The sequence below is a fragment of the Saccharopolyspora galaxeae genome, from assembly GCF_016526145.1.
GTDB lineage: Bacteria > Actinomycetota > Actinomycetes > Mycobacteriales > Pseudonocardiaceae > Saccharopolyspora_C > Saccharopolyspora_C galaxeae.
This window is the reverse complement of record NZ_JADDUE010000014.1, coordinates 21,816-44,335: the sequence shown is the minus strand read 5'-3', so window position 1 is coordinate 44,335 and position 22,520 is coordinate 21,816. Positions and strand designations below refer to the sequence as shown.

At 64.6% G+C, this 22,520-nt stretch carries 22 protein-coding genes; 16 read left to right on the top strand and 6 right to left on the bottom strand.

Going from position 1 to position 22,520, the window contains the following annotated elements:
* The first annotated feature begins 4 nt into the window (after positions 1-4).
* The 9 genes from INP57_RS25875 (at position 5) to INP57_RS25835 (ending at position 9,515) form a co-directional block, all read left to right on the top strand.
* Positions 5-403, top strand: coding sequence for a hypothetical protein (locus tag INP57_RS25875; protein ID WP_200072965.1), 399 nt, complete (start codon positions 5-7; stop codon positions 401-403).
* Positions 404-474: 71 nt separating this feature from the next.
* A complete protein-coding gene (locus INP57_RS25870; protein ID WP_200072964.1) occupies positions 475-777 on the top strand; it encodes an acyl carrier protein in 303 nt (100 codons plus the stop codon).
* Positions 774-1,832 carry an acyl-CoA synthetase family protein gene (locus INP57_RS25865; protein WP_200072963.1) on the top strand — a complete coding sequence of 353 codons (1,059 nt, stop codon included), beginning with the start codon at positions 774-776 and terminating at the stop codon, positions 1,830-1,832. The genes INP57_RS25870 and INP57_RS25865 overlap by 4 nt, the downstream gene beginning before the upstream one ends.
* Positions 1,829-3,295: an amidase gene (locus tag INP57_RS25860; protein WP_200072962.1), complete on the top strand. Its 1,467-nt coding sequence runs from the start codon at positions 1,829-1,831 to the stop codon at positions 3,293-3,295. Before INP57_RS25865 ends, INP57_RS25860 begins: the two co-directional genes overlap by 4 nt.
* Positions 3,296-3,346: 51 nt before the next feature.
* Positions 3,347-4,552 (top strand): 3-deoxy-7-phosphoheptulonate synthase, encoded by a 1,206-nt coding sequence (locus INP57_RS25855; RefSeq protein WP_233628297.1) that lies wholly within the window; start codon positions 3,347-3,349, stop codon positions 4,550-4,552.
* A gap of 30 nt (positions 4,553-4,582) precedes the next feature.
* Complete coding sequence (locus tag INP57_RS25850) at positions 4,583-6,064, top strand: MFS transporter (protein WP_200073042.1); 1,482 nt, start codon at positions 4,583-4,585, stop codon at positions 6,062-6,064.
* On the top strand, positions 6,064-7,644 hold the full coding sequence (cmdF, locus tag INP57_RS25845; RefSeq protein ID WP_200072960.1) for a tyrosine 2,3-aminomutase: 1,581 nt from the start codon (positions 6,064-6,066) through the stop codon (positions 7,642-7,644). Before INP57_RS25850 ends, cmdF begins: the two co-directional genes overlap by 1 nt.
* A 57-nt stretch (positions 7,645-7,701) precedes the next feature.
* Entirely contained in the window at positions 7,702-9,330 is a 1,629-nt protein-coding gene (asnB, locus tag INP57_RS25840; RefSeq protein WP_200072959.1) for an asparagine synthase (glutamine-hydrolyzing), read from the top strand.
* Between the two features lie 35 nt (positions 9,331-9,365).
* Positions 9,366-9,515 (top strand): hypothetical protein, encoded by a 150-nt coding sequence (locus INP57_RS25835; protein ID WP_200072958.1) that lies wholly within the window; start codon positions 9,366-9,368, stop codon positions 9,513-9,515.
* Between the two features lie 189 nt (positions 9,516-9,704).
* Here INP57_RS25835 and INP57_RS25830 read toward each other — a convergent pair whose 3' ends face one another.
* Both INP57_RS25830 and INP57_RS25825 read right to left on the bottom strand, forming a co-directional pair.
* A complete protein-coding gene (locus tag INP57_RS25830; protein WP_200072957.1) occupies positions 9,705-10,430 on the bottom strand; it encodes an SDR family NAD(P)-dependent oxidoreductase in 726 nt (241 codons plus the stop codon).
* Positions 10,431-10,553: 123 nt separating this feature from the next.
* Positions 10,554-11,354 (bottom strand): SDR family NAD(P)-dependent oxidoreductase, encoded by an 801-nt coding sequence (locus tag INP57_RS25825; RefSeq protein ID WP_200072956.1) that lies wholly within the window; start codon positions 11,352-11,354, stop codon positions 10,554-10,556.
* A gap of 220 nt (positions 11,355-11,574) precedes the next feature.
* Here INP57_RS25825 and INP57_RS25820 point away from each other — a divergent pair, with 220 nt between their 5' ends.
* Positions 11,575-12,021: a MarR family winged helix-turn-helix transcriptional regulator gene (locus INP57_RS25820; RefSeq protein ID WP_307850280.1), complete on the top strand. Its 447-nt coding sequence runs from the start codon at positions 11,575-11,577 to the stop codon at positions 12,019-12,021.
* 225 nt (positions 12,022-12,246) lie between these two features.
* Here INP57_RS25820 and INP57_RS25815 read toward each other — a convergent pair whose 3' ends face one another.
* The 4 genes from INP57_RS25815 to INP57_RS25800 all read right to left on the bottom strand — a co-directional run bounded on the left by INP57_RS25815 (position 12,247) and on the right by INP57_RS25800 (position 15,541).
* Positions 12,247-13,458 carry a tyrosine-type recombinase/integrase gene (locus tag INP57_RS25815; RefSeq protein ID WP_200072954.1) on the bottom strand — a complete coding sequence of 404 codons (1,212 nt, stop codon included), beginning with the start codon at positions 13,456-13,458 and terminating at the stop codon, positions 12,247-12,249.
* Positions 13,459-13,557: 99 nt separating this feature from the next.
* Complete coding sequence (locus INP57_RS30155) at positions 13,558-13,851, bottom strand: helix-turn-helix domain-containing protein (protein ID WP_200072953.1); 294 nt, start codon at positions 13,849-13,851, stop codon at positions 13,558-13,560.
* Positions 13,848-14,786 carry a TRM11 family SAM-dependent methyltransferase gene (locus tag INP57_RS25805; protein WP_200072952.1) on the bottom strand — a complete coding sequence of 313 codons (939 nt, stop codon included), beginning with the start codon at positions 14,784-14,786 and terminating at the stop codon, positions 13,848-13,850. Before INP57_RS25805 ends, INP57_RS30155 begins: the two co-directional genes overlap by 4 nt.
* A gap of 44 nt (positions 14,787-14,830) precedes the next feature.
* Positions 14,831-15,541 (bottom strand): hypothetical protein, encoded by a 711-nt coding sequence (locus INP57_RS25800; protein WP_307850279.1) that lies wholly within the window; start codon positions 15,539-15,541, stop codon positions 14,831-14,833.
* A gap of 694 nt (positions 15,542-16,235) precedes the next feature.
* Between INP57_RS25800 and INP57_RS25795 the strand changes: the two genes are divergently transcribed.
* Genes INP57_RS25795 through INP57_RS25770 form a run of 6 tightly spaced genes read left to right on the top strand, consistent with a single transcriptional unit; the run spans position 16,236 to position 22,464 of the window.
* On the top strand, positions 16,236-17,078 hold the full coding sequence (locus tag INP57_RS25795) for a sigma-70 family RNA polymerase sigma factor (protein ID WP_200072950.1): 843 nt from the start codon (positions 16,236-16,238) through the stop codon (positions 17,076-17,078).
* Positions 17,079-17,134: 56 nt separating this feature from the next.
* Positions 17,135-17,527: a pilin gene (locus INP57_RS25790; RefSeq protein ID WP_233628295.1), complete on the top strand. Its 393-nt coding sequence runs from the start codon at positions 17,135-17,137 to the stop codon at positions 17,525-17,527.
* 2 nt (positions 17,528-17,529) lie between these two features.
* Complete coding sequence (locus tag INP57_RS25785; RefSeq protein ID WP_233628294.1) at positions 17,530-18,402, top strand: TrbL/VirB6 family protein; 873 nt, start codon at positions 17,530-17,532, stop codon at positions 18,400-18,402.
* The gene (locus INP57_RS25780; RefSeq protein WP_200072949.1) at positions 18,399-19,565 is read left to right on the top strand and encodes a hypothetical protein; all 1,167 of its coding nucleotides are present in this window, start codon (positions 18,399-18,401) and stop codon (positions 19,563-19,565) included. The genes INP57_RS25785 and INP57_RS25780 overlap by 4 nt, the downstream gene beginning before the upstream one ends.
* Entirely contained in the window at positions 19,565-20,587 is a 1,023-nt protein-coding gene (locus INP57_RS25775; RefSeq protein WP_200072948.1) for a PrgI family protein, read from the top strand. The genes INP57_RS25780 and INP57_RS25775 overlap by 1 nt, the downstream gene beginning before the upstream one ends.
* Positions 20,587-22,464: a VirB4 family type IV secretion system protein gene (locus tag INP57_RS25770; RefSeq protein ID WP_200072947.1), complete on the top strand. Its 1,878-nt coding sequence runs from the start codon at positions 20,587-20,589 to the stop codon at positions 22,462-22,464. Before INP57_RS25775 ends, INP57_RS25770 begins: the two co-directional genes overlap by 1 nt.
* The last annotated feature ends 56 nt before the right edge of the window (positions 22,465-22,520 follow it).

Sequence of the window (22,520 nt, the reverse complement as noted above, 5' to 3'; positions counted from 1 at the left end):
CGGAATGCCGACAATCGTGATCAATACACCGGCGATGAGTGCGCCACGCCGCAGGGAAGTGTCGGTACGGCTCACTCGCTGGCTGTACCGGCGGGGCAGTGATCGCCGGCATGTCGTTGTTCGATTCGAAGAAACCGACGAAGGCAGTGTTTTTGTCGGCGGGATGCCCGTGGAAGCACTACCCGATTCTGGTGAAGCGTTGCACTACGCGAGCGTTCTGTGTTGCATCGCCGAAGGCTGGGACGAACAGTTTCGCGATGAACTGGCTCGTGAGATCGCGCAAGCACTCGGTATGACCGAAAGCACTGCGTTGCTCTACATCGAATTTCGTCCGACTTCGCGGGGTGACGTGCGCTTCGGTGTCGCGGGCCAGCTGCGTAGCGCGGCGGAAACGGGAGACTAAGTCAGCTCAACGAGCAACCACTCGTAAAGTGGTTGATCTGGATATGTCCACACTTTGTGCGAGGGGAAAGTATGAGCGGGATGGAACCTGTCGATCTCGACCACATTCAAACGCAGATCCGTGGCGTACTCACGGGCCTGTTCGGCGACGAAGCTCGTGACGTGGCCGCCGATTCGGAGTTGCGCGACACGCTCGGCGACCGTTACGACAGCCTCGGTGCGCTCGAGTGCATCACTGAGGTGGAGAAACAGTTCGGCATCGAGGTCGATTTTGTGGCCGACGATATCCGATATGCCTTTTCCACGATCGACAATATGGCGCGGTTCGTGCGGAACCGTCGGGAAGACATGGCTGCTTTAGGGACTATCCGATGACCGAAACAACGGCAGGTGTCATTTCAGAAACCATCGGGGAGATTCCCTTCCGCACTTCAGGGAGCGCGAATACCCCAGTCGTTTGGTGGCGTACTGAGTGGCAGTTGCGTGCGGAAGCCGATGTTCTTGCGAGGGAACTTGTCGGAGAGGTTGACCAGGTCGTGAACTTCGCTCCGACCGACCATCTGTTCGGACGGTTGACGGGAGAGTTGCTGCCGGACCGTTTGGCGGTCGACGTGCTGAACGTTGGACACGAGCCGACCGCACTGCCGGGCTCTGCGATGCGAAAGCGCACGCTCTTCGCGTGTCTTCCATCGAGTTGGGTGGTTTTGCGGAGGTCATTATCCCAGCTCCGCGAGCTGCCAGCCTCGATGGCGCTGCACGGAACGGGGCCGACGGTGGACGCAACCGACGAGGTCGTCTCCGCCCTAGCCGATACCCAGTTTCGTGCAGTGGAGCTGTTCGGGTCCACTGAGACCGGTGGTATCGCTCATCGCAGAATACCGCCGCACCGCGGCAGCCGAGGGCCGTGGACGTTGCTCTCCGACGTCGAGTTCGCCGAGTGCGTTTCCGAGCAGGAAAGGTATCCGGAAGGCGAGTGGTTGTCAGTTCGGAGTCCTCGGCTGGCTCGACGCTCCGACATGACGGATCCCCCAGCGGAGTGGCAGTTGTCCGATGTGGTCACTCGCAAAGGTGAGCGCTCATTCGATTTTGGTGGGCGCGGTACCGATCTGGTGAAGATCAACGGGCTTCGGTGCGAATTGTCCGACATTGCCGACGCGTTACGGGAAGCAGTTCCGGGTACCGATGCCGTCTGCGTACCGGTGCATGATTCGGTACGCGGCGAGCATTACGAGATATTTTATCGGTGCGAGCGAACCCTTAGTGCAGGACAGATCTTGCAGGCGATCCGCAGTGTGCTAGAAGACGTAGTCCCGCCGCGCGCTGTGCACCGGGTCTGCCGTATCCCGAAGACGTCGACAGGAAAAGTACCGGTAACTCAACTGTACGCGAACATCGAACCGTGCGCGGATATGGGGGGATCCTGCGGATGAGATCTCGTGCAACCGAAAGCCCGATCTGGTCGATAGGAAACGAAAATTCGGAGGTGCAAGCGAATCAGCGCCCCGACCGAGCTGTCGCTTCTTACGCGCGTCGCGCCGGCCTCAGTTACCCGGACGAATTGCTGCAACCCCCGCCGCTGGTGCGGACGTCGTTGGAACAACGATTTAACCAAATCGACGTGGGCGACTGGGACGACGACGCGTGGGCAGAGCAATGCGAGGAGTGGACGCTTGCGGCCGATGCCCGTTACCGACCCATCGTGGCCCGGCGGTCAGCTACTCCAGCGGTGCGTGTCGGTGTGAAGGACACCATCGACGTGGCGGATTTTCCCACCGGCCTCGGACTGCGGTGGTACCGGCATCATCCAAAAGCATCTGCACCTGCCATCGAATCGATCGAGCAGGGTGACGGGGGTACAGCTTCGGTGATCGCTAAATTGGTGAGCACCGAGCTGAACATTGGTGTCGGATCGGGTTGCGTCAATCCTTGCTTTCCGCACATCGACCCGGCGGGTTCCAGCACGGGGGCGGGCGTCGCCGTAGCGGCGGGTCTTTGTGATCTGGCTGTCGGGACTGATGTACTGGGATCAGTGCGCTGGCCTGCTGGCCAGTGCGGCACCGTTGGCTTGCGGATGAGCCACGCCCCCGACCTGCTCGATGGCGTCTTCCCGCTCTCGCCTCCGATGGATGCGATCGGATTGGTGGCACGCAGTGCTGCCGATCTCGCGCTGCTTTGGAGGCGGCTCGGGCTCGGCTCGCTGGTCTCGGAGGAAAATCGTTCCTCGAGCGGGGTGGAATGGGAACGGCGACGTTATCGAGTAGGAGTAGTGGATAACATCCGCCACGGGTGTGCCTCCTCTGAAATGTTGGAGACCGTGGATAAGGTAAGTGATTGGTTGGCCGATGACGGCCACGTGGTCGACGAGGTCCGCCTGGGCGATCTTTGGCGATTTCGGGGAGATGCCTGGCAACTCTGCGCGCGCCAGGCAAGGGACGGATACCAGCTCTGGCGACGCTGGATCACAGTGCCATTGCTCGACAGCACGCACCGTGCCTTGGACGTCGGCGCGAAGGTAGATGACGAGCGTTATGCTGAGATTCTGGAAAATATGGTGTCTAGTCGGCGAGAGGCTCCCGCAATGTTTGGGGACGACCTCGACGCCTGGCTACTGCCGCTGGATCCATCGGCACCGCCGGACATCCGAGTGCACAGTTCGTCGCTGAGCACGATCCCGATGCCGGGTGAGCCCGACTACGACCGAAGAATCGGGTACACGCCGATCGCCAGCTTCGCGGGTCTCCCAGCAATCACAGTTCCAGCACAGCGGAGCCGAATTAACGGGGCGCCGTTGGGGGTGCAGCTGGTAGGTCCGCGCGGTAGTGAGGAACGGCTCATTCACCTCGCCCGGCGGGTCGAGCAGTCCGCGGGCGAACTCGAGATGCATCCAATGTAGACACCTGAAGGGCAGACTTACCTAATGCCTTCAATAGGACCGGGTAGACCCTTGAAAGATTCCCAGCCGGTAGCCGTCAAAGCTGCCCACCAGGTCAGTTGGGAGGATTCGGACGTCCTTGTCAATGTTTTCGATAAACTGCTGAAGAGGCCGCCGTTGGTTTCTGCGGAGTCGGTTCATGCGCTAGCCGGTGAATTGGAGTTCGTCGCGCGGGGTGAGGCGGTCGTCATTCAAGCCGGTGAGTGCGCTGAAATCTTCGACGACGCCGCCCCCGACCGCATTCGCGAAAAAGCCACGCAGGTGCATCGGCTCGCCGATATCGTGGAAGGTGCGGGAATGCCAGCGATCCGCGTAGGCCGTTTGGCCGGGCAGTACGCGAAACCCCGGTCGCAGTCGACCGAGACGCTGGTGGATGGGACCGTGCTTACGACCTACCTGGGCGATGCCGTCAACGCTCGGGAAGCCACTGCCCTTTCCCGGCGCCCGGACCCGACGCGACTGCTCGCAGCTTACGACCACGCATCGAGCGCGTTGGAAGCGCTCTTCATGCGCCAGTTGCTGATTTCCGAAAGCAACAGCGGCCTGCGGTCTATGCTCGCGCCTACCTACGTCAGTCACGAGGCCCTGCTTCTTGAGTTCGAGAGCGCCCTGGTCCGGCCTGATCACGTTAAGGGGGGAAATTATGCGTCTTCCGCCCACCTACTGTGGATCGGGGAAAGAACACGGCAGGTCGACCATGCGCACGTGGAGTTCGCGGAAGGAATCAGCAATCCGGTTGGAGTCAAGCTAGGGCCTGCTGCGGAACCGGCGGACGTCGTCGCCATCGCCGAACGATTGACGGCCGGACGAAGGCCGGGCCGGGTATCCATGATCGTGCGTATGGGCGCTGGCCGACTCTACGAACGGTTACCTGCGCTCATTGACGCGTTGGGCCCCCTGGCGCGGGAGGTGGTGTGGCTCTGTGACCCGATGCACGGCAATACCGTGCGCGCCGGGGACGGGCGGAAAACGCGGGTGATGACCGATGTCGTAGCGGAGGTCGAGCAGTTTTTCGAAGTACTGCGGGCGCGCGGGTGTTGGCCAGGGGGTCTGCACCTGGAGACTACTCCCGACGATGTTTCTGAATGCGTCGAAATCAAGGCGGAACTCGCTTCGCCGCAACCCGCAGGTTTGTTCAAATCCGCTTGTGACCCCCGCCTAAATTATTCGCAAGCTGAGCGGGTTGTATCCCGCGCCGTCGACCTCATAGGTTCTTAGGGATAGGTAATCAGCGTGGCAACATCTATAATGAAAAGTTCGCCTGCTCGGGCGTCCAGTACCCGTGACTGGATCGGTGTCGGAGTAGCGTTGCTAGCTATTTTCATGGGGCAGATCGACATGTTCATTGTTAACGTGGCGAGCCCGCCGATCCAGAAAAGCCTGGGTGCTTCATTCGGTCAAATGCAATTTATTATTGACGGATACGTGATCCTCTACGCGGCCGGCATGGTGACCTGTGGCAAACTTGGCGACAGGCTCGGTCGGAAGAGAGTTTTCCAGTACGGTGTTGCCGCGTTCACGCTGACGTCGTTGCTGTGCGCGCTGGCTCCGACGGCCAGCTTGCTGATCGCGGCGCGAGCTTTGCAGGGCGCGGCCGCCGCCGTACTCATGCCGCAGGTGCTGTCGCTCATCTACGGTACCTTCGGTGACTCCCGTGACCAGCAGCGGGCCGTGGGTCTCTACGGCGCGGTAATCGGACTGGGTGTGGTCGCAGGCTTGATCGGTGGCGGCCTGTTGTTGCACTGGAACATTCTTGGACTCGAGTGGCGGACGATATTTTTGATCAACGTTCCCGTGGGGCTGGTCATGTTGGCGGTGGCTCCGGCGACGATTAGAGAGAGCCGGAGTCCGACGACTGCTCCATTGGATACCGTCGGCACGGTGCTCACCGCGACGGTGCTCCCTGCATTGTTGGTGCCGCTGTTCCTCGGTGCTGAGCACGGTTGGCCACTCTGGGTATGGGTATTCTTTGCCACCGCCGCTGTCCTCACTGCTCTGTTGTTCCGACATCAGCGATGGTTGGCTGCGCGGGGAGGAGATCCACTGCTACCGCCAAAACTATTGGGTCGGCCTGGGTTTCCGACCAGCATGGCCGCTATCACCGTGTTCTTCTGCGGCAATTCCGGTTGCTTTCTGGTGTTGACCTACCACCTGCAGTCCGGCCTTGGGCTGGGGCCATTAGGTACGGGACTGGTATTCGTACCGATGGGATTAGGGTTCGCGATGGCGTCGGTGTTCGGACGCGGCCTTGCTGAGCGCTATGGCAGCCGAGTCCTGGTCACTGGTGCATTGTTGATGGCTGCGAGCTATGCCCCGGTTCCGTTCATCGTCCAGGCTGGCAGCGGAACTCAAGCCGTGCTGTTGGCAGCGGCCATAGGAGTCTCCGGCATCGGTCAGGGACTGGTCGTTTCTCCGCTGATCAACTTGACCATGGCGCAGGTACCCGACTCACTTGCAGGCGCCGCCTCCGGAGTGATCAACACGATGACGCAGGCGGCTATGGCGTTAGGCATCGCGGCGGTAGGCACCCTGTATCGCGGCGTGCTGGGGGCCAATCCGCAGCAGGCTGCGGGCGCCATCCCTAACAGCGCCTATGCGAACTCGTTCGCGATTACGTGTGTCCTGCTCGGCCTCTTAGCACTGGCGACCGCGGTCCTCAGCAGAGTGTTGGGGCGTCGCCTGAACACACCTGAGGCCGGGACCAACGAGCGGGTCCTGGAGATGCGCTGATGAGCGTCGCTGCTGCACGCGCGCCGATCCCGCTCGACGGAGAAACGGTGTGCCTCGACGATGTGCGCAAGGTCGCCGAGGAAGACGCTCCATGCGAGATCCCTGGGGCCGCACTCGAACGCGTGACCAGAAATCGGGAACAGCTCGAAGAATTGATCCGACGTCGAGCTCCGGTCTATGGTGTCACCACCGGCTTCGGCGAAATGGTCAACTTCGTCGTGGACGCAGCCAATGAGACCGAACTGCAGACAAACCTGGTGCGAAGTCATAGCTGCGGTATGGGGACGCTGTTCTCGGCGGCAGAGGGCAGAGCGATTCTGTGTGCGCGGCTTAACGCCCTCGTGCGTGGCTACTCGGCGGTGCGTCCGGAGTTGATCCAGCGAATGGAATGCTACCTCAACACGCGCATCACCCCTGCGATCCCGGAGGTCGGATCCCTCGGTGCCAGCGGCGATTTGACCCCGTTGGCACATGTCGCCTCCACCATGATCGGCGAAGGCTTCGTCCTTGGCACCAACGGACCTATCGAAACGGCACACGTCCTCCGCGAACGCGGAATCGAGCCGTTACGGCTGCGGTTCAAGGAAGGGCTCGCCCTGATTAACGGGACGTCGGCGATGACGGGGCTTGGCGCACTTATCGTGTGCCGAGCGCTGGAGCAGGTACGACAAGCCGAGACCATCGCCGCGCTGGCGCTTGAGGCACTGGAGACGTCGTCCAGTCCCCTTGCCGAGGAGGGGCACGAGTTGGCTAGGCCGCACCCAGGCCAGATCACCTCGGCCGCGAATCTGCGGGAGTTCACAACCGGTGGCAAGCTGCTCCGGAGCGACGCCCAGCTCCAAGCGCAAGCTCTGCGACAAGCCGAGGAACAAAGCAGTTCAAGTGGAGTCCACCATACCGACGTGCTTCTGCAACAGGCCTATTCGCTACGGGCAACACCGCAGGTGCTCGGTGCGGTGCGCGATGCCCTAGGCCACGCGGAGCAGGTGGTGCGAACCGAGCTGAATTCGGCCAACGACAACCCGTTGATCTTCGACGGTGGTGAGGTTTTCCACGGGGCGAACTTCCACGGTCAACCGGTCGCCTTGGCGATGGACTACGCTACCCTCGCACTGACCCAACTCGGCGTGCTCTCCGAGCGCCGGACCAATCGGTTGCTCAATCGCCACCTCAACGGCGGCTTGCCCGGATTCCTGGTGGCTGGTGAGCCAGGCCTTTCTAACGGCCTGGCCGGTAGTCAATACCCTGCCACCGCCCTGGTCGCGGAGAATCGTACCATAGGACCCGCCAGTACACAGAGCATCCCTGCGAACGGGGATAACCAGGATGTCGTGAGTATGGGCCTGATCGCCGCCCGCAACGCCCGTCGCGTCCTGCGGAACAATGACCGCATTCTTGCAGTAGAGGCATTGGCGGCGGCGCAGGCCGTGGACGCCGGCGATCGGAGCTTTTATCTGAGCCCGGTGGGCAAGCGAACTCATAATCAGATCCGCGAGCACGTTCGAACGCTGACCGCGGACCGGTTCATGTCGGCTGATCTCGAGCGTTTGGCCACCGTTCTCGCCGAAGGAAAGCTATAGGGACCCGGGCCAGGAGTCGAACCCGGGGAAAGTATATCCAAGATCGAGCGAGGTTCTATGTGCGGTATCGTCGGCTGGGTCGATTTCCAGCGACCCAGGGGATCCGACCGAGAATCATTGGAATTGATGACCGCGGCGATGGACGCTCGGGGGCCGGACGCGGGCGGCCACTGGCTAGACGCGCACGCCGGCCTCGGACACCGACGGCTGGCGATTATCGACGTCAAGAGAGGCAACCAGCCGATGCTGGCTGGATCGGAAGCCGACCCGCACGCGGTGCTCTCCTACAGCGGCGAGGTGTACAACTTCAAGGAGTTACGACACGAGCTGTACCACCGAGGTCATTACTTCCACACGCACAGCGACACCGAAGTCGTGCTCGCCGCCTACCAGGAATGGGGCACGGGTCTCGTCGATCGGCTCAACGGGATGTTCGCGTTTGCTCTCTGGGACGCGCGCGAGCAGCGGCTGCTGCTGGTCCGCGACCGATTGGGAATCAAGCCGCTCTACTATTCTGAGTTGGCGGGTGGTGTGCTGTTCGGCTCCGAACCCAAGGCTCTACTGGCGCACCCGGACTTCTCCAAAGTCGTCGACTACGAGGGGCTCGCCGACCTGCTGGCCCTGGCCAAGACGCCCGGCAAGACGCCACTACGCAACTTGTACGAGGTGCCTCCTGGTTGTTTCTTGGCGGTAGGGCGCACCGGTAGCCGTCTGCACCGCTACTGGCGTCTTGAGAGCGAGCCGCACGCCGACGGTATTCCCGAGACAGTTGGACACGTCCGGGACTTGCTCGAGGACATCGTTCAGAGGCAATTGATTACAGACGTGCCGCTGTGCACTCTGCTATCCGGCGGGCTCGATTCCAGTGCGTTGACCGCCATCGCGGCAAACGAGCTCGCCGCCAATGGGAAAGGCCAGGTGAGCTCGTTCTCGGTGGACTTCGCGGGCAGTGCTCGCGACTTCCAGAGCACCGAATTTCGGCCTGAGCGTGATAATCCGTATGCGGTCCTGGCGGCCGAGCACATCGGAACAGATCATCGCACGATCGAGTTGGCGTCGGAGTCGCTGCTTAGTGACAAGGCGCCTCGCGCGGTGCTCGATGCGCATGATCTGCCGCTGACATTCGGTGACGTGGACAGTTCACTGTACCTGCTGTTCTCGCGGATTCGGGAGCATTCCACGGTTGCGCTTTCCGGGGAGTCGGCCGATGAAGTGTTCGGCGGTTACGGATGGTTCCATGACCCGACAGTTGTCGCAGGGGCCGAGTTCCCATGGCTCAGCCGTATGCAGCTCATTCCGCCGAGTTTGTTGACCTGTCAGTTTCGGCGGCAGACGCGGTTCGACGAATACGTTTCGGATGCCTACCGGTCCGCCGTGTCCGAGGTTGCCCGTATTGACACAGAAGACGCGGGCGAGCAGCGTATGCGCGAGCTAAGTCATCTCCATCTGACCCGATGGCTCCAGATCCTGCTGGACCGCAAAGATAGACTGAGCATGGCTTCGGGTCTAGAAGTGCGTGTCCCCTTTTGTGATCACCGGTTGGTGCAGTACGTCTACAATATTCCGTGGAAGATGAAATGTTTCGACGGAAAAGAAAAGAGCGTACTCCGCGGCGCAGTTTCCGATCTACTTCCGGAGTCGGTGCTAAACCGAAAAAAAGTCCTTACCCGACCACTGGAAATCTGACGTATGAGTGGGATCTGCGCGACAGGGTGCGGCGGGTGCTGCATCAGGGCGAGTCTCCTGCGCTTGATATCGTCGATCGTGCAGGAATCCAAGAGCTGTTAAAGCAGCCGCTGGGGAGCTTCAATTCACAACTGAGCCGCAACCCGTTCGAGACCACGCTGATGCTCGATCAATGGTTGCAGTAGCAAATGCACTCGATGTGGAATAGTCGAATCATACGGTTGTGTCGACATCGAAACTGAACGGGCGGAGCCTTGCTTGTTTAATACTAAGCAAGGCTCCGCCGGTGGTTGCCGGTTCGATCGGGAGTGGAATCGGAATCCCGGCGGCAGCGGTCGCGGCTCGGGGCCTGTTCCAGCTTCCGGAAATGGTAATCAGCGGGTTGTGCTGGCGCCCCCGTTGACGTTGATGACCTGACCGGTGATGAAGCGTGCGTTGGGCGAGGCGAGGAAGTGCACGGCCTCGGCGATCTCTTCGGGGTAACCGTGCCGACCCAGGTTGGTCAACGAGAGCAAGTGGTCGTGGACGCTTTGGGGTAGTCCGTTGCCGAAGAACTCGGTGTCCGGAAAATAGCCGGGTGCCACCACGTTGGACGTGATCTCGCGCGGGCCGAACTGCTTGGCCAGCCCGATGTTGTAGGATGCCAACGCTGCTTTAGCCGCGCCGTAGGAGCCGCCGCCCTGGTCGGCGCCGATGGATCCGATGTGGACCAATGCGCCGCCGTGCGCCAGTTTGTCGTCACATGCCTCGGTCATGAGGGCCGCGGTGATGACGTTCGCATCGATGTTGGCCCGCCAGCGGTCCAGGCTTCCTTTTAGCCCGCCTCCGGTGGGCATGTTGAAGTCGGTGTTCCCGCCCGCGTTGTTGACCAAGACGTCCACTGCACCGTCGATGCCCGCCACTGCATTCTCGACCGCGGCCGGGTCGGTCCCGTCACACGGAAGCGCATGGGTGCTGCTACCGAGTTCACCGGCTGCCCGCTCCAACACGTCGACTCGTCGCCCCGTGATGAAGACCCGGTCGGAATCCTGGGCGAACCGAGCGGCGATGGCACGGCCGAAACCGCTGCCACCGCCGGTCACGAGCACAGTCCTGCTCATGAAGCACTCCTTTCATGTTTAGGTCTAAATATAGTACCGTGATGGAGCGCTGTTCGCAAGCAAGTCGGCGGAAGGGAACCTAGTCGTACTGGTCGATGTTCGGTCTTGTAGGCAACGGGGCCTTCAGTATCCGAAAGCGGTTGGCGCATTTTGGGCTCGATCGGCCGGGATATTTGTTCCGCTGATAGCGGCTGCTTCCTCGGAGAGGAGGAAACATGCCACATCGGCTATTTCATCAGGGCCGGGGAGCTCTTTTCCAGGAAATTCTCGCTGGAAGGTTTCGTAAGCGGCGGGATCGTTGAGTCGTAGCCGATCCCATGTGCCGCCCGGAATGCACATCGAACCTGGCGAGAGAGCGTTGACCCGCACGCCTTGTGGGCCCAGCTCGCGTGCCCACGAGGCGGCGAGGCTCAATTGGGCTGCCTTGGCCGCCGCGTACTGGGCGGGCGGAGCCGGCTTCCAACCCGAGATGGACGAGATCAGTAGTGCAGAGCCGCGCGATGCGCTCAGGTGCGGTAAGCACGTTCGGAGGGCCCGTGCAGGGTGGCCCACATTGAGCTCGTAGGTCCGTTGCCAGTCTCGCGATGTGGACTCCGCCAATCCGCCGCCACTTGCGCCCCCAGCGCACAGCACTAAACCGTCGACCCGTCCCAACGCATTGGCTGCCCGTTCGATGAAACCTTCGAGGTCGCCATCAACGACATCCAGGGCTTCGGTGTGGACCTCGGCGCATGATTCATGGCGCAACTCAGCGGCCGCGCTGCGCAGCCGACCCGTATCCCTGCCGCAAAGCGCCAGCGCATCCCGCTGTCGAGCCAGTCGTTTGGCTACCGCATACCCCAATCCTTTACTCCCGCCGGTGATGATGATACCTCGGCGCGTCGAGTGACGATCGTTGCTGATCCGAACCGATGAGGGTGTCATTGCGGAAGACCCTTCTGGTGTTTAGGGATAAAGTAGTAGCGTATTATATTTGCCGGAGCATTGCTGCGGGAGGTAGCGGAGAGTGACAAGGGATAACGCAGACGGTACCGAACAGGCGCCCGATCAAAGGGACGTCTCGGATGCTGCAGATGAGATCGCAGCTTCTTGGGAGCGGGAGCGGCCAGGTACACGCACTGCGTCGATAGGGGTGGTGACTCGGGTGTGGCAACTGGCCAAGTTGTTCGGCGATGACCGCCGACGGGTCCTGTCCGATGCAGGGGTCGACTCCGCAACGCTGGATCTGCTCAGCGTGCTGCGCCGCAGCTCATCGCCCTACAGGCGTACTACCAGGGAATTGACCGAGTTGACGTTGGTCACGGCGGGTGCGATCTCACAACGGGTGGCCCGGGCCGAACGCGAGGGTCTGGTGGTGCGATGGACGGATCCCGTTGATCGGAGCGTCTGGGTGGAGCTGACTCGCGCTGGCCACGCGCTCGTCGAGCGGACCGTCGACCTGGTTCTTAGCCGTGAGGCCGAACTTCTCGATGGCATCGAATCCGGGCGGCGTGAGCAGTTGGCCGAACTCCTGCGTGACCTTTTGCGCGACGTACAGACGCGCCAGGGTGATCAAGGTATCTCGCACGTGGGCGAGACCGGACTTCCCTGACCTCGCACGCGTCGCAGATCATCATTGTGATGATCACTGCGAGGAAGAGCGGTCTCAGCTGTTATGGGAGGCAATTCGCCGGAACTCCGTGCGACGCAGATTTAACCCACGGTTTCGGTCAGAGCGCTTTATAAGACTAGGTCAGGAACCGGACCGACAGGCCCACCACAAGATCAGGAAACGGAGCCCGCAGCGTCACACCCCCGCACCGCCATTCCGTGGGTGTTAGTTCACTGCTCTGAGTGTGCGGTGTGCGGTTGTGTGCGTCAGCCAGTTTGGCGGGAAGTGGTGGGTGGGGTTGTCGGTGATGGCGTTGGTCCAGCGTTGTTGGAGAGTGTCGATGAGGTGGGGTTCGACGGTGGGGCCGAGGTGAGAGTAGATCTCGCGGATTTCGTCTCCGAGGGTGTGGCCGAGGCGGCGAGCTTGGGCGATTTCGGGAATGTTGTCTTCGATCAGCCAGGTTTTGTGGCTGTGGCGGAGTCCGTGGAAGGTCAGGCCGGGTTTGACCGGCTGGGTGCGGATGGCGGGGTCGGTGAGGTGGTGGTTGCCGTCGGTGGCGGGGCGCATGGCGCGGCGGGAGAAGTTGGACCGCCGGGGATGCTCGTCGTCTCTGGTGACGAAGACATGGGGGTGGTCGTGGCTGGCGAGGTGGGAGCGGAGTAGTTCGACGAGGAAGGGGGGCAGGGTGATGGTGCGGGCGGATTCGGCGGTTTTGGGGGAGCCGAGGCTGAATCGCCCGTCGACTTCGTGCAGGGCTCCGATGTCGGGGTCGATGACGAGGCGGGCGTCGTCGAGGTGGGTGTTGTGGCGTTGCAGCCCCAGGAGTTCTCCCCAGCGTGCTCCGGTCCACCCTGCGGTGATCAGCAGTGCGGCTGCCCAGGGGCCGACCAAGGCGGCGGCTTGGTCGGCGATGCGTACGACGTGGTCGGGGGTGGCCCAGAGGCGTTCGGTGCGCTTGGCGCGGCGGCGTTTGCCGCGTTGGCGGGTGCGGATCGGGTTGGCGGGGATGAGGTGGTCGTCGGCGGCGTCGGCGAGCATCATCGACAGCACTTTGGTCATGGTGGATACGGATGCCTCGGCGTAGCCGCGGGCGCGGGTTTTCTTGGCCCAGGTGGTCACACTGCTGTTGGTGATGTCGGACAGAGCGACCTGGCCCCAGCGGGGCAAAATATGGTTTTTGAGTAGGCAGCGGTATTGGGATTCGGTGTTGGCGGCGACGTCAAGTGCTTCGAGCCAGTCGACGCTCCACTCTTCGAGGGTGATCTTCCCGGCGGAGGGGTCGATCCAGGTTCCTTTGCGTTGATCGGACTCGATCGAGTCGGCGTAGTTATCGGCGGACGTCTTGGTGGGAAAACCGTTGATCGAGCCGAGTGTGCCGTCGTCTTTGCTGTAGCGCACGCGCCACGAGTGCTTTCCGTGTTTTTCGCTCCACGCCATGAGTTGCTCCAGAATGCGGTGGGTTTGACGAACAGATGGACGCTCGGTTTCGCGCGGAGCGGAAGTGTTTCCGCGGAGATTTCCCTGAATGGATGTCGATCAGCGTCGCGGTCGTCCCCGGCGGGCGGCTGGAGTCCTCGCCCCGTGGGCGATGATGGCGTGGAGATCTCGTTCGGAAAAGCGCAGGTGCTTACCGAGGAACGTGCAGGGGATGGAGCGTGTCCCTGCCTTGCGGCGCAGCCAGGACTCTTTGACGGTCAGCATCTCGGCGGCCTGTTTGGGCGTGTAGAGCTGCGCGGATGTAGCGGTCGCGGAGCCGTTTTCGGACTCGGTAGGCGTGGACTTGTCCCGGTGAGAATCGGCAGGTCGGGTTTCTTTCCTGCGAGGGGTCATGGGGTGGGATCCAGCGTCTTGTCGGTTGCATAGGGGGTGTGGTCGTGCGGTGTGGTGGCGGGGTCGGTGTGCGGCGGTGCGCGGAAGATGAGCACGTCTTCATGCGCGATCAGATGCAGCGGCAACCCTGACTCGCGCTGTTTGCGGATGAAGTCGCGTTGGAAGAACGAGCCGCGGGCGATGAGTTCGGTGTCGGTCACGCGGGCCAGCAGCGCGACGCAGCGTTCGGTGGGGATGAGTCCGGCGTGGGTGCCGCAGGCCAGTATTTGGGCGGGTAGGTCGATGAGTTCGGCGTGTTCGCGCCAGGGTCGAGCGGTGATGGCGATGTGTCCGCCAGGTTTCATGAAAGGCCGCAGGGCGGTGAGGATGCGGGTGAATCCGGCCAGGAGTCGATGGTGGCCGATGTTGGCGAGGTTGCCGCGGTCGAGAGTGTTGCCGTAGCGGTGATGGAACTTCTGCACGACGTTGTTGGTGGTGATGACCTGGCCGTGCGCCGAGGGTCCGTAGGGCGGGCTGGTGACCACGAGCGACACCTGTCCGCGGTAGTCGGTGGGTAGGAGTGCGGGCAGTCGGCGGGCGTCGCCTGAGTAGACCTCACCGGATTCGGGTGCGCCGCTGTCGTGGGCGAGTTCAACGTTGCCGCGGGCGGTGCGGACCCAGTGGGGTTCGTATTCGACGCCGACGGCACCGCGTCCAGCATCGAGGGCTTCGACGAGCGTGGTGCCGATGCCGCACATGGGATCGAGCACCAGCTCGCCAGGGCGGGTGTAGTGGGTGATGGCGTGGGCGGCCACGGCCGGGAGCATCTTGGCCGGATGCGCGGTCGAATCAGGGGTGTAACGGTGTTTGCGCTGGCTGGCGGGCGCGGACTGGGCCGTGGCCCAGACCGACACCCCTGGTGACGTGACCGGTGTGTCGGCGGATTGTTGGGGCATGGCGGATGCCTTCCGGTCGGGATGGTCGGGTCGGTGGTCCGCGGTCACGGGTGGCCTGGGTCGTCGGACTCGGCGAACTCGGTGGGTTGGGCGAACACGAGCAGGTCCGAGTGAATGCGCTGGTGCACGGCGTGTTCGCTCGTGTGCGCCTCAGCGAAGGGGCGGCGGTGCAGGGGCGTGTGAAGCACGACGAGGTGTTGCAGGTACAGCAGATCGGCGTTTTGCCCGGCCGCGACGAGTGCGCCGGTGGGATCGATCAGCGCACCCTCATGGTAGTCACTGTGGGTGAGCACTGCGAGGAGGCCGCCGGTGCGCAAGCGGTGTGCAGCGTGCAGGGCCACGAGATCACAGCGGGCGTCCCCCGATTCGTCTGGGCGCAGGCTTGTGATCACTAGATCCAGCTCGGCAGCGGGGGCCTCGGCGGGAAGATCGGGTGGTTGAGTGGCGCGGTCAGGGACGGCCGCGTGGTGCGCGTCGGCGGTGGCGAACCGGTCCCAGAACGGCCGCGACATCGAGCCGTGCCATCCCGATGCGGGTTCGGGGTGCTGGTCGAGGACGCCGGTACGGCCGAGGCGTTCGATCGCGACGAGGGCATCGTCGGCTTGCGTGTCGGCCTCGGGCCGGTCCGCACTCTCGGGGGCGGTGGTGTCGTCGGTGGGCCAGGGCAGGAGTCCGACCCGGGCGCCGGGTTCGGACAACGCGGTGGTGATCATGCGCACGAGCGGCGGCGGCCAGGTCAGGGCGGGGTCGACCACGGCGGACGGTGCCCACACCGAACTCGGGATCGCCGCGGCGCGCGGGCTGGGTGCGCGGAGGGTGCTGGAGCGGCGGGCGTGGTGGGGCCTAGTGCGGGATCGGGCGCCGGGGTACGGGCGCGGATCGGTTCCACGCGGGGGCCGGTCATTCCGGGAATGCTCTCGCGGCATCAGGGGCCTTTCGTCGGGCAGGGGGTGCCGTGTGGCGGTGACACCTCTGAACTCCGCTGAAATGACCTCGATGGAACACATGCCCTCGAACTTTTTGCTGCGAATGCGTCCGAATTCATCGAAGCATCCCCTGACCAGTGGGGCTTTGAGCGCGGCACCGGTCTCGCACGTGATGGTTCCGGAATCATCGCGCCGTATGGCGTCTCCGTGTGCGCAAGATCGTCCGAAAAACTCTTGGGCGATCTTGGTGAAAGTCGTGCGCGGCAGCACGGTATGTTCGTAGTGGAGCACGGACCTCTGGCCGTGCGGCGCTAACCTCCCAGTACACACCAAGTACTGGCGATCACAACGTGATCGACCGCGCTCCCGCCGCGACGACGTCAGACGATCTCGGACCGGGCTGCGGTACTTGTTCGGTACTCGGTCAGTCATTCTCCGGTACTGATGTGGTCAGAGATCGGTACTACCTCATGTGGCTTCCTTGCCCGGCATTGCTCGCCGCGTTTCTGCAAGGAGCTCTCTCATGCACGACGACCAGGTCGACAGGGCCAGAGGGGGCGCGCTGGATAGCGCCCGCCAGGCTTTTTCGTTGCTGACCACCGGACCGCATCCGCTGGCGGTGGATGGCCGGGATATTTCGGGTTTGCCTGCCCGGTGCGTGCGCCTGGATGAGGTGCGGGAGGTGGTGTTGCATCGCCGTTGCCCACAAGCTCTTCGCGATCGGGTGTGGGTGGTGCTGGTGACCCGTTCGCGCGCTGAGGGTGGGGCGTGGACAGTCGCGTGTGCCGGGGTGGCACTACCGGCGTTGACGGCGATCGCCGCGCGATTGTCGGCGCGGTTCGCCGCGGATCCAGCCGATCTGCACTCCGCGGTACTGGCCGGGTTTCTCGGCGAGCTCGCCGAGGTCGACCTCGATCGGCCCCGGATCATGAACCGGCTGCGCTGGGCTGCGTTCCGGGCCGGGTATGCCGCGCTCCGCGAGGCCCTGGATGCTCCCGTCCCCACCTGCGACAGGTCGCGGCGCCGCGACCCCGTCACCCGGCGCGCGGCGGGACATCCGGATGTGGTGCTGCTTCGGGCGATCGCTGAGGGCGTCGTGACTGAGGACGAGGCGGAGCTGATCGGGCAGACCCGCCTCGATCGCCGTCCGCTCACCCGGCTTGCCGCTGAGCGCGACAGCTCGTATCCGGCGCTGAAACAGCAACGTCGCCGCGCCGAACGCCGCCTGCTCGCCCACCTCGCCGACACGGATGAGGCGCCGCCCAACGTCGCCCTCCCGCACCCTGAACGATCACACACCGTAACTGCCGTCGGGGATGCACCTGCGGCGTCGCGGCAGGGGCCCGAGTCCGGAATCGCGCGATGAGCCCCGATCACCCCGCCCTGTGCCTGTCCGATCACCGCTGTCCCGGAGGTGCCGTCATGGCCCACACGTCCCGGCCGCGTTCGGTTCGTGCCCGCCCTTTCCTGCCGTCCCGGCCGACTCTGCGCCGCGCGCTGGTGCTGACCCTCTTTGCTGCGACCGCCGTGATGGTGGCTGCCTGTCCGGCGCAGGCAACCACGACCCAGGTCGTGGCGCTGGTGGGGTCGCTGGGTGAGCTGTTGATCAATATCCGGACCTGGATTATGGGGGTTCTCGCGCTAGTCGCGACGGTGTTCCTCACGATCGGCGGAGTCCGGTATCTACTGGCCGGTGGCGATCCCGGCGAAGTGGAAAAGGCCAAAGGCTGCTTTCGCAACGCCGCGTTCGGATATGTGCTGGCCGCGCTGGCGCCGGTGGTCGTGGGCATTCTCCGCGGCCTGGTCGGAGCCTGATCATGCGTCCGATTCTGCGCGTGCCGGTGATGGTACTGCTGGCGCTGACAGTGCTTGCGGGCCTTGCCGCTCCCGCAGAAGCCCAGCTACCTCCGGTGTCATCGCCGGTATCGGCCCCGACGGCTCCGGTGCCCGAACCCGGCGATTCCGCACCTGCCAGCGAATGCGGCTTGTTCAACCTCCCAGCCTGCGTCTCGGAGGCGATCGGGAGTTTTTTCACGGCCCTGGTCACGCCGGGGCTCAGCGAGGTGCTCGGGTTGCTGTCGGACTCGCTGCTGGTGACCCCGAAGTTGGACGAGGTGCCGGTTCTCAGCGGAATCTGGGAGCAGTCCCGCCACATCGTGCTGCTGTCGTACACACTCGTCGTCTCGGTCGCCGGGCTCGTGGTGCTGGCCTACCACACGTTGCAGACGCGGGCGTCGATCAAAGAGATTCTGCCTCGGATCGTGGTCGGGTTCATCGCAGCGAACTTCTCGTTGCTGTTCGCCGGCTATGCGATCGACGTGGCTAATGCGTTCTCCCGGGCGATCTTGGGGAGCAATCTGGATCCGAATCAGGTCGGGCAAGCCATGGCGGACACGCTCCTGCACGATCTCGACGGCGGCAGCCTGTTGTTGGTGTTCGTCGCGCTGGCTTTGCTCGGGATGCTGCTGGTGGTGTTGCTGACCTATGTCGTGCGGTTGATGCTGACCATCCTCCTGCTCGCCGCCGCGCCGCTGTTGCTCATGTGCCATGCGTTGCCGCATACCGAGTCGATCGCTTTCTGGTGGTGGAAAGCTTTCGCCGGAACCCTGGTGATCCAGATCGGCCAGTCTTTCGCGCTGGTGGCGGCATTGAAACTGTTCTTCTTGCCCGGCGGAATCGCACTGTTTTGACCCCGGCGCTCCGTTGTCGCAGTCACGAATCGCAGCTTGGTGCGTTCATGATTCACTTTTTGGTGGCTCTCGCCCTGTGTTATGTCTTGATCAAAATCCCGTTTTGGGTTCTCGGTGCGATCAAAGGAGGCGGATCGTCCTTCCTCGGCGGGCTCGTGCGCGGATTCATTGCCTACAAAACCCTGGGCATGGTCGGTGGCGGCGGTGGCCGTGCCGGGCGGGCACGGAAAACGCCTTCGGCTCCTACGCCCCCGGCTGAGCCCGGCGATCCGTACGCGCGGGCGCGGACCGATTCCCGCGGCCAGTACGTGATGCCCTTCGAGGGGTTGAAGCGCACCAAGCCGAAAAAACCGCCCCACGAGCGCTATGCGCAGCGTCGGCAACGTCCGAACAAGTCCTCGGGTCCGCGAGGGAAGCAAGGCGCGTTGTTCTCGGTCGAGGCCGACGCTGAGGGAGCTAGGACGGTGCAGCCGCATCGGCGGGCACTGCCTCCCGATCTGGGGCCAGGCGCGGCACGGCACGAGACGCAGCCGGGGCAGCAGACCATGTTGCCGATCCCGACCCGCCACGCCCCGGATCGCACTGGCCGCCGCACCCTCGCCGACGACCCAGCACCGCCGTCGGGCGCTGCGGCCACGGACCACGATCAGGAAGCCCTGCTGTTCCGCAACGGCCGGGTGCGCGCGGCGGCCCGTCCGCCCCGTGCCGGGCAGTCCGGCGCACTGCCGGTCAGCACGGAGCCCGGCCAGCAGCATCACCTACCGCTGGTCGGGCCCTTCACCAGCCAGGCTCGGCCTAGTGCGGCGACATCGGAGTCGGCGCAGCCCGAGCCGACTGGGCCGAGCCGGGTGCCGGGACAGCAGCCGTTGCTGCGCCGCGACGGCAGCGTCCACCCGACGGCACGCGCCCGCCGTCCTCGCCGCGCCCGACCGCCCGCTCCGAGGCTGCCGGACGCCTATCGCGGGCTGCGCCCGGACAAGCACGGGCAATACCCGCTGCCGTTGGCGACCGCGCCTCGGCCGCGACCGCGACCGGGGCGAACGTCCCGGCCCGAGTCGTCGTGGCCGCACCAGCCCGCACACCACCCGCGGCAGCAACTGCTGGCGCTGGAAAACCTGCCGACCGACCCCGACGACCCGCCTGCTGCTGGGAGTGATCGCTGATGAGTGCTCCGGTGAAGATTCCCGCCGATGTCGACATCGAGGACCGGGTGCTCGGTCCGCTCACCGCGCGGCAACTCGCCCTGTTCACCGCAACCGGGCTCGCCCTCTACCTCGCGTGGCGCGCCACTCAGAACGTGCTGCCGGTGCCGGTGTTCGTCGTGGTCGCGCTCGTGCTCGCCGGGGCCGTCGCGGTGCTGGTCCTGAGCACCCGTGACGGGCTGTCGTTGGATCGGCTACTGGCCGCCGCCGTGCGGCAACGTCTCGGGCCGCGGCTGCGGCTGGCCGCCCCGCAGGGCATCGCACCGGTGCCCGAGTGGCTCAGCGCCCACGCCACCAGCACGGCCCCGCAGCCGGGTACGGCGGCGGCCGGGATCGGGTTGCCGGCCGAGGACGTCTCCGAGGCCGGAGTGATCGACCTCGGCCGCGACGGTCTGGCGGTCGTGGCGGCATGTTCGACGGTGAACTTCGCCCTGCGCACCCCGGGCGAGCAAGACGCGCTGGTCGGGGTGTTCGCCCGCTGGGCACACAGCCTCACCGCGCCCGCCCAGATCCTGGTCCGTGCCGAACGGCTCGACGTATCCGGACAGGTCGCCGAGCTGGAGGCGCGCGCACCGTCGCTGCCGCATCCGGCGTTGGAAGCCGCCGCGACCGCCCACGCCGACTACCTCGCCGATCTCGCCGCCAGCAGCGATCTGCTGCGCCGCCAGGTGTTGCTGGTACTGCGCGAACCCCGCGCCGCACTTCCGGCCCGCCGGGGGCTCGCGGGGCTCCTGCCCAGCCGTGGCGCACCGGTCCCACCGCACGACGAACCTGAGCGCCGCGCGGCCGAAACCCGCCTGGCCCGGCGTCTGTCCGAAGCGGCCGAGCTGTTGCACCCGGCCGGAATCACCGTCACCGGCCTCGACGCCACCCAGGCCAGCACCGTGCTCGCCGCCGCCTGCAACCCCGACCGGCTGGCGCCTGCCCACACCGCCGCCGACGACGACGTGATCACCACCGCCGATGCCGAGGAGCCCCGGTAATGCACCAGCACGCCCGCAACACCGATGCGTCGGTGTTCACCCCAGACTCGCTCGCGATCAGCACCCGGCATGTGCAGGTCGGTTCCGACTGGGTGGCCAGCTTCGCGATCACCGGCTACCCCCGCGAGGTCCACCCGGGCTGGCTCTCACCGCTGCTGACCTATCCCGGCCGGGTCGATGTGAGCGTGCACATCACCCCGATCGACCCCGCCACCGCCGCGAAGAGCCTGCGCAAACAACTCAGCAAACTCGAATCCGGCCGTCGCCACACCGCCGAGCACGGGCGCCTGCACGAACCGCAGGTCGAGGCCGCCACCGAAGACGCCTACGACCTATCCGACCGGCTCGCCCGCGGCGAGGGCAAGCTGTTCCGGCTCGGGCTGTATCTGAGCGTGCACGCCGACTCCGAGCAGGCACTGGCCGACTTGGTGCAGGCTGTGCGGGCGCTGGCGGCGAGCCTGCTGCTGGATGCACAGCCGTGCTCGTTCCGCTCGATGCAAGGCTGGGTTTCCACCCTGCCGATGGGCCTCGATTTGATCGAGATGCGCCGCGCGTTCGACACGAGCGCGCTGGCCGCGGCCTTCCCGTTCACCAGCCCCGATCTGCCTCCGCCCGATCCGGCCTCGCCGGCGGTGGCCGACGGCGTGCTGTATGGCTACAACCTCGGTTCGCAAGGATTGGTGCACTGGGACCGGTTCGCCGCCGGGATGCACAACCACAACAGCGTCGTGCTGGGCCGCTCCGGATCGGGCAAGTCCTATTTGGTCAAATTGGAACTGCTGCGCAGCCTCTACCGCAACGTCGAAGTCGCTGTGCTCGACCCCGAGGACGAGTACGCCCGGCTCACCACAGCTGTCGGCGGCACGCAGATCCGCCTGGGCGAGGCAGGTGTGCGGCTGAACCCCTTCGATCTGCCCGTCCACACCCGTGCTGATGGGCGCCGCAGCGTGTCCCCGGATGCGTTGTCGCGGCGCAGCCTGTTCTTGCACACCGTGCTGGCCGTCCTATTCGGACGCGACCTGGACCCGGCTGAACGCGCCGTGCTGGACCGCGCGATCACCACCACCTACCGCAGTGTCGGCCTGACCGACGACCCACGCACCTGGACCCGCCCAGCCCCAACCCTGCGCACGCTGCGCGACGTGCTCGCCACCGACGAGGACACGGTGGCCCGGACTCTGGCCGAGCGGTTGCACCCCTACGTCGATGGTGCCTTCTCCGGCCTGTTCGACGGGCCGAGCACCACCCGCCCCGAGGGGCACCTGGTCACCTTCGGGCTGCGCGACCTGCCCGACGAGCTCAAACCCATCGGCACCCTGCTGGCCCTGGACGCGGTGTGGCGACGGGTCACCAACCCCGCCGAACAGCGACCCCGCCTCGTCGTGGTCGACGAGGGCTGGCTGCTCATGCAACAACCCGAAGGCGCCCGGTTCCTGTTCCGGCTGGCCAAAGCCGCCCGCAAGCACTGGGCCGGGCTGACCGTAGCCACCCAGGACACCGCCGACGTGCTCGGCACCGACCTGGGCAAAGCCGTCGTAGCCAACGCGGCCACCCAGATCCTGCTGCGCCAAGCCCCGCAAGCGATCGACGAGATCACCACGACCTTCGCTCTCTCCGGCGGGGAACGCCAGTTCCTGCTCTCCGCCGATCTCGGGCAAGGTCTGCTGGCCTCCGGGACTCAACGGGTCGCCTTCCAAGCCCTGGCCTCCCCCGCCGAGCACAGCCTGGTCACGAGTAACCCCGCCGAACTCGCCAGCGACCAAGACCCCGATCAGGCCATTGTGGACAGTATGCCCGGCGGGAATGCCGCCGAAACCGCTCATGCCGAGGAACTCGCGGTCGACGCTGACGGTGAGATCGACCTCGGCTCCGTCTGACACGCGGCCCCAACGCGGGCGTTTTCCTTGCTATCTCCCGGAAAGAGGAGGACTCA